The sequence below is a fragment of the Streptomyces apricus genome, from assembly GCF_008369065.1.
Lineage (GTDB): Bacteria > Actinomycetota > Actinomycetes > Streptomycetales > Streptomycetaceae > Streptomyces > Streptomyces apricus.
Map to the genome: position 1 here is coordinate 35,022 of NZ_VDFC01000032.1, position 6,779 is coordinate 41,800.

The 6,779-nt window shown below is 70.9% G+C and carries 6 protein-coding genes; 2 read left to right on the plus strand and 4 right to left on the minus strand.

What is annotated here, in order from left to right; translation table 11 throughout:
* Window positions 1–83: 83 nt before the first annotated feature.
* From FGF04_RS10840 to FGF04_RS40965, 4 genes are all read right to left on the minus strand, one after another.
* Entirely contained in the window at window positions 84–905 is an 822-nt protein-coding gene (locus FGF04_RS10840) for a carbohydrate ABC transporter permease (protein ID WP_149511076.1), read from the minus strand.
* A complete protein-coding gene (locus FGF04_RS10845) occupies window positions 902–1,852 on the minus strand; it encodes a carbohydrate ABC transporter permease (RefSeq protein WP_149511077.1) in 951 nt (316 codons plus the stop codon). The genes FGF04_RS10840 and FGF04_RS10845 overlap by 4 nt, the downstream gene beginning before the upstream one ends.
* Window positions 1,849–3,162 (minus strand): ABC transporter substrate-binding protein, encoded by a 1,314-nt coding sequence (locus FGF04_RS10850; protein ID WP_149511078.1) that lies wholly within the window; start codon window positions 3,160–3,162, stop codon window positions 1,849–1,851. Before FGF04_RS10850 ends, FGF04_RS10845 begins: the two co-directional genes overlap by 4 nt.
* Before the next feature lie 516 nt (window positions 3,163–3,678).
* On the minus strand, window positions 3,679–3,960 hold the full coding sequence (locus tag FGF04_RS40965) for a sporulation protein (protein WP_149511079.1): 282 nt from the start codon (window positions 3,958–3,960) through the stop codon (window positions 3,679–3,681).
* Window positions 3,961–4,174: 214 nt separating this feature from the next.
* Here FGF04_RS40965 and FGF04_RS10865 point away from each other — a divergent pair, with 214 nt between their 5' ends.
* Window positions 4,175–5,524 (plus strand): hemolysin family protein, encoded by a 1,350-nt coding sequence (locus FGF04_RS10865; RefSeq protein WP_149511080.1) that lies wholly within the window; start codon window positions 4,175–4,177, stop codon window positions 5,522–5,524.
* A complete protein-coding gene (locus FGF04_RS10870) occupies window positions 5,521–6,552 on the plus strand; it encodes a hemolysin family protein (protein WP_149511081.1) in 1,032 nt (343 codons plus the stop codon). The genes FGF04_RS10865 and FGF04_RS10870 overlap by 4 nt, the downstream gene beginning before the upstream one ends.
* Window positions 6,553–6,779 lie beyond the last annotated feature (227 nt).

A 6,779-nucleotide genomic window follows, 5' to 3' on the forward strand; every position in this document is an offset into this window, starting at 1 on the left:
TTCACGAAAAGGAGACGGACGAAGCAGGACGTACGCGGGAGGCGTACGCGGATCAGCGGTGGATCCTGAGGCTCGTACGGGGATCAGCGGTGGATCCTGAGGCTGCTGACGAAGAAGCGCTGGGCGGAGAAGAACAGCACCAGGGTCGGCAGGGAGACGAGGAGGGCGCCGGCCAGCACGACCGGGGGACCGACGTTGGAGTAGTTGCCCTGCAGGTCGGCGAGCGCGGCCATGACCGGCCGGATGTTGCGGCTCGTGGTCAGTGTGATGCCGAACATCAGGTCGTTCCACACGGCCACGAACTGGAACACGAACACGGCGATCATGGCGGACCGGGTCAGCGGTACGTGGATCTGCCAGAACAGCCGCCACCAGGACGCGCCGTCCATGCGCGCGGCCTCCACGACCTCCCGCGGCAGGGTGAGGGCGTAGTTGCGCATGACGAAGAAGGCGAAGGGGATCGCGATCGCCGTGTAGATCAGGACGAGCCCGAACTGGGTGTCGTACAGGGAGGACTCCGCGTACGACAGGAACAGCGGGCGGATGAAGACCTGCAGGGGCAGCAGCGTGCCGGAGTAGATCACCCAGAACCACAGCGCCCGGTGCTTCACCGGCATGATGATCGTGGCGAAGGCGGCGCCCGCGGCCAGGACGGCGGCGGCCAGCGCGCTGACGACGGAGTACAGCAGGCTGTTGCCGAACGCCGGCCCCAGGTTGGCCCGGTCCCAGGCCTGGGACATGTTGTCGAACAGCCCGAACTCCGTCGGCAGCCAGTGCGGACTGCCCGAGTAGCTTTCGGCCGGCACCAGGGCGTTGACCACCAGGAGCCAGGTCGGGACCAACCAGAGCAGGGCCAGCACCGCGACGGTGCCGGTGCGCAGAACTCGGCCGAGGGACATGGTCATTCGCCTTTCGCGTCGAGCTGACGGCGCAGGTAGAGCCAGGAGGCCGCCAGGACGATGACGGTCAGGACGACGGCGATCGCCGCTCCCGCGCCGGGCCGCAGCTCCAGGAAGGTCTCGTTGTACATGGACACCGCGAGGGTCTCCGTGGCCCGTCCCGGGCCTCCTTGGGTGAGCACCCAGATGAGGTCGAAGGATTTGAGGCCGTTCACCAGGCTCATGCCGATGACGATGATCGACACGGGCCGCAGCTGCGGCAGGACGATGTGCCGGAACTGCTGCCAGCTGCCCGCCCCGTCCAGGGAACCGGCCTCCAGGGTCTCGGGCGGGATGGACTGCAGCCCCACCAGGAAGAGGATCACGGCCACACCGGTCGCCTGCCAGGCGTTGGCGAGGATCATCACGAGGGTGTTGCCCGGCCAGGTCAGCAGCCACCCCTGGGCGAACGAGTCGAGGCCCACCGAGGTCAGCACCTGGTTGACGGCGCCGTCGGTGGTCAGCATGAAGTTCCAGACCACCGCCACCGCGGAGCCCGACAGCGCGTAGGGAAGGACGACACACAGCCGTGCCAGGCGCGAGAAGCGGGTGGCGTCGGTCATGCAGGCGATGGCCAGCCCGAGCACGAAGGGGAGCACGACCGTGCCCACCACCCACAGCAGCGTGTTCTGGATCGAGCGGGTCAGGGCCGGGTCGGAGGCGAACCGGGTGTAGTTGTCGAACCAGCTGAAGGCGGAGGTGCGGGTGTCGGCGAAGAAACTGCGGTGGACGGTCCACACGAACGGGGSGAGCAGGAACACCGAGACCAGGAGCACGGCCGGCGCCATGAACCCCCCGGCCGTCAGGCGCTCGCCCCCGCCGGTCCGGGTGCGCCGCACCCGCGGGGGCCGCTCACCGGGGGACGGTGTCCGTCTGCCGCCGGTGGCGGGTCGGTCGGTCGTGGAAGTACTCATGCCTCGTCGCGCCTCCAGGCTGCCCATTCGTCTTGTGCACGTTCCTGCATCCGGCGCAGGGTCGTCGCCGGCGAGGTCTGCCCCGCCATGAACCCGCCCAGGTCATTGGTGTTGCCCTGGATGAGGCTCGGCGGGCTGGCCTCCCAGTAGCGGATCAGCGGGATCCGGCGCTGCTCGGTGACGTCACGCTGCAGCGCTGCCACGACCGGGTTCTCCGAGCGGACCGTCGGGTTGGCCGAGCTGTCCTGGAGGAAGTCGCTCCACACCCGCTGGACGGGCGGGGCCAGCCACGTCCCGACGTTCGCCATGGCCGCGTCGTGCGAGGAGGCCCGCGCGGGCACCGTGAAGACACCGGACTCGGCGATCACGCTCTTCGGCGTCGCGGACCCCACCGTGGGCAGGATGAACGCCCCGTAGTCCGCGCCCGGTTCCATGCCCGCGGCGGTCATCCCCTGGGCCTGCCAGGTGCCGTGCAGGAACATGCCGACCGTCCCGGCCTTCAGCGCGCCGGGCCCGCGCGCCTGGTCGAAGTCGGGCGACGTCATCCAGCCCTTGCGCATGAAGTCGTGCCAGATGTCCATCGCCTGCCGGGCCGGGGCGTCGGTGTACGAGGCCTCACCGGTGATCAGCTTCTGGTAGAAGCGCGGGTCGACCTTGGTGACCAGCTCCTGGAACCACTCGATGGCGGGCCAGCCGCCGACCTGGCTGGCCAGGAACGGCGTGATCTTGTTCCGCTTGAGGACCTCGGCGCAGTGCAGCAGCTCGTCCCAGCTCCGCGGCTCGGACAGCCCGAGCCTCTTGAACACCGGTTTGCTGTAGAACAGCACGTAGTACGACTCGTACAGGGGGATGCCGTACACCTTCCCCCGGTAGGACACCGCGTCCCGCGAGGCGCCGCGCACCCACCCCTTCGCCTCGTACTTCCCCCAGACGCCCGACAGGTCGGTGAGGCCGCCCGCGCGGGCGAGCCGCTTGAGCTGGTAGCCCGAGGCCCACTTGACCAGGTCGGTGGCCTTCGACGTCTGCAGCGTCATCTGCACGACCTGCTGGTACGAGGTCACCGAGGGGTTCGACAAGGGCCGCAGCGCGTAGCCGGTGATCTTCTCCAGCTCACGCCCGGCCGCACGGTAGCCGTCGTCCCAGGTCGCGTTGTCGTTGGAGATGCTCGTGGTCCCCGGCTGGGCTGACGTGCTGTCCCCGCGGGCACAGCCGCCTGCCGCGAGCGTGGCCGCGCCCGCGGCCATCCCGGCAAGAAGGCGGCGCCGGGCGAGCGGCGCGGCCGCACTTCGGGTCCTGCCCGATGCTGACATTGATCACCTTCACGGAAGCGAGCCATGTGCATGGCCGGATGTGGACCACAGGGCACGGGTGTGTCCGGGAACGCCCGGAGTTGCCGAGTGGGTGTTGCGTGGAAGTTAACGACAACATCTGCGCAGTGGCAAGGGTCTGACATTGGAAAGAAGTGGGAACGGATGCTGCCCTTGCAAAAAGGCCAGCTAGTGAAGGCGTGCGAGGGGTGAATTGGCCACGGATCGAGGGTGGACTCTCCCGGACACGCGTTGTTATCGTTAACGTACTGCTGGAGCCTACTGAGGAGCAGATGTGCAGTCCGCGTCTCGTTCGTACGACCCCCACCCCAGTTACGAACCGGTCGGCGGGCAGGTGGCCACGGGGTGGCCGGCCGCCGTCGCCGCGCTGCCGCCGGGCCCGCTCGTCCTGGCCGTGGACGGTCCTGCCGCGCTCGACTGGGACGCCCTGGCCGACGGCCTCGCGGCGGCCCTGCGCGCGGCCGGCCGGGCGACGGAACGGCTGGACGTACGCGGCCACTACGCACCCTCCGCGGCCGAACGCCTCGCCGCCCGCCCCCACCCGCCCTCCCCCGCTCCGGTTCCGGCCCCGCCTCCGGTCCCGTCCTCGGCTCCCGCTCCGGCCCCGACCCGCGCCACGAGTTCCAGCGCGACCCGCTCGATGTCGCAGTCCGCGTCGCCGCCGCCCAGCCGGACCTCGCCCGTCAGCGTGCCGCCGGGCAGGACGGGTCCCGGACCCAGGACGGTGTCCACCGTGGGACCGTCCGTGCCGAGCGGTCCTACCAGCCGTTTGAACGCCATCGAGGGGTCCACTCCTTCATGTGCGGGTCGTGCTCTACGTATGTGTAGAAGGGTAAGGGGCGTCCTACTTTGCGATCCCTTTACACTGGGAGTGTTCGAACGACGACGTGTGAAGACGACCGAGGAGCAACGGTTCCACCATGGGTGAACCTCCCAGTATCAGCCGTGCCACACCCGGCCCGGGACGCATGCGTACGGGAGCGGGGGTGGCGCGGTGACCGAGGTCCTGCTGCTCCTGCTGGCCCTGTCGCTCACGTTGGCGTGTGCGGTGTTCGTGGCGGCCGAGTTCTCGCTGACGACGGTCGAGCGGGGTGATCTGGAGCGGGCGGCCGAGGCGGGCGAGCGGGGCGCGGAGGGTGCGCTGAAGGCGGTCCGCAGGCTGACGTTCCAGCTGTCCGGCGCCCAGCTGGGCATCACCGTCACCTCCCTGGTGATCGGCATGCTGGCCGAGCCGTCCCTGGCGGTGCTGTTGAAGGGGCCGCTGGAGGCGGTCGGCCTGGGCGGCGCCGCCTCGTCGGTGGCCACCCTCCTGGGTGTGGTGCTCTCCACCGTCGTGCTGATGGTGGTGGGCGAGCTGGTGCCGAAGAACTGGGCGATCTCACGCCCGCTGGCCGTCGCCAAGGTGGTGGCGGGGCCGCAACGTGTCTTCACGGCGGCCTTCGGCCCCTTCATCCGGCATCTGAACAACACCGCGAACCGGTTCGTGCGCCGCTTCGGCCTGGAACCGGCCGAGGAGCTGGCCTCCGCGCGCGGCCCCGAGGAGCTGGTCGCGCTGGCCCAGCATTCGGCCGCGGAGGGGGCGTTGGAGGCGGACTCGGCCGAGCTGTTCGTGCGCACCCTGCATCTGGGGGAGTTGACGGCGCAGAGTGTGATGACGCCGCGGGTGGATGTGCGGGCGCTGGAGGCGCATGCCACGGCCACCGACGCCGCCAACCTCACCTACGCGACCGGCCTGTCCCGTTTCCCCGTCTACCGCGACAGCCTGGACGAGGTGATCGGCACGGTCCACATCCGGGACGTGCTGGCGCTGGAGCCGGGCAAGCGGGCGGTGACGGCGGTGACGGAGCTGGCCACGGCACCACTGCTGGTGCCGGACAGTCTGCCCGCCGACCGGCTGCTGGAGCGGATGCGCACGGCGCGCACGATGGCGGTGGTCATCGACGAGTACGGGGGCACGGCCGGGATGGCCACGGTGGAGGACATCGTGGAGGAGGTCGTCGGCGAGGTGCGCGACGAACACGACCCGGTCGAGGTGCCCGACCTGCAGCCCGCCCCCACCACACCGGACGGGCGCGCCGCCTGGGAGGCGGAGGGCAGTGTGCGGCTGGACGAGCTGGCCGGGATCGGGCTGCGGGCGCCGGAGGGGCCGTACGAGACGGTCGCCGGGCTGGTGGCCACGCGGCTGGCGCGGATCCCGGTCGCGGGTGACGTCCTGGATCTGGACGGCTGGCGGGTGGAGGTCCTTGACGTGGAGCACCACCGGGCCGACCGCGTCCGCATCACCGAACCGGCAGGCGAGCGGGCACAGGAACCCGTCGGCCAGAGCGCGCGGGAGTCCCGATGAGCACGTCCACCACCGTCCAGCTGCTGATCGGCGCGCTGACGCTGCTGACCAACGCGTTCTTCGTCGGTGCGGAGTTCGCCCTGATCTCGGTGCGCCGCAGTCAGATCGAGCCGCTGGCCCAGGAGGGCGACAAGCGGGCCCGGATGACGTTGTGGGGTCTGCGGCACATCTCGGCGATGATGGCGACCGCCCAGCTGGGCATCACCGTCTCCTCGCTGGTGCTGGGCGCGGTCGCCGAACCGGCCATCGCCCATCTGCTGGAGCCCGCCTTCGAGGCCGCCCATGTCCCGCACGGCCTGGTGCACCCGATCGCCTTCGTGATCGCGCTCACCGTGGCCACGTATCTGCACATGCTCATCGGCGAGATGGTCCCCAAGAACATCGCCCTCGCCGCACCGGTACCGACCGCGCTGTTCCTGGGCCCGGCGCTGGTGGCCCTGACCCGGGCGCTGAAGCCGGTCGTCTTCGGCATCAACGCCTTCGCCAACGCCCTGCTGAAGCTGCTGCGCGTCGAGGCCAAGGACGAGGTGGAGGCGGCCTTCACCGACGACCAGCTCGCCCGGATGGTCGTCGACTCCAGCGAGGCCGGCCTCCTCACGGCCGCCGACGGCGAGCGGCTGCGCGACGCCCTGGAGCTGGGCACCCGCCCGGTCGGCGAGATCCTCGTGCCGGCCCAGCGGATGCGTACCGTCGACGCCACCGTGACCCCGGCACGGCTGGAGCGGGCCGCCGCCGAGGCCGGCTTCTCGCGGTTCCCCGTGACCGGCGGGGACGGCACGCTGCTCGGCTACCTCCACATCAAGGACACCCTCGGTGTCGCCGACCGCGACCGGCCGTTCCCGCGGGGCGCGCTGCACCCGGTGACCCGGGTCCGCATCGATACCCCGCTCGACGACACGCTCACCGCCCTGCGGGCCACGGGCAGCCACCTCGCGGCGGTCACCGGGGAGGCGGGCAAGGTCCTCGGCTTCGTCACGATGGAGGACGTCCTGTCGGAACTGGTCGGTCCGGCCCCGGCGGGGGTCTGACCGCCGGGCGGCACCAGGAGACGCCGGGACGGCCGGGTCGCCGGGACGGCCGGGTCAGCGCAGTGGCCGGCGCACCCACACCGCGCCGGCCACCCCGTCCGGACCGGCGTCTGTGCCGGTCCTGGTACCGGCCCCGGTACCAGGACCGGGCCCGGCCGCGGGAACGCCGTACCTCGTCCATCCCCAGGCACGGAAGACCTCGTCCGCCGCGCCACCCGCCGTCGTAC

Coding starts and splice junctions, on each gene's coding strand:
- FGF04_RS10840 (WP_149511076.1), bottom strand. CDS start 905: ATGACCATGTCCCTCGGCCGAGTTCTGCGCACCGGCACCGTCGCGGTG.
- FGF04_RS10870 (WP_149511081.1), top strand. CDS start 5,521: ATGAGCACGTCCACCACCGTCCAGCTGCTGATCGGCGCGCTGACGCTG.
- FGF04_RS40965 (WP_149511079.1), bottom strand. CDS start 3,960: ATGGCGTTCAAACGGCTGGTAGGACCGCTCGGCACGGACGGTCCCACG.
- FGF04_RS10850 (WP_149511078.1), bottom strand. CDS start 3,162: ATGTCAGCATCGGGCAGGACCCGAAGTGCGGCCGCGCCGCTCGCCCGG.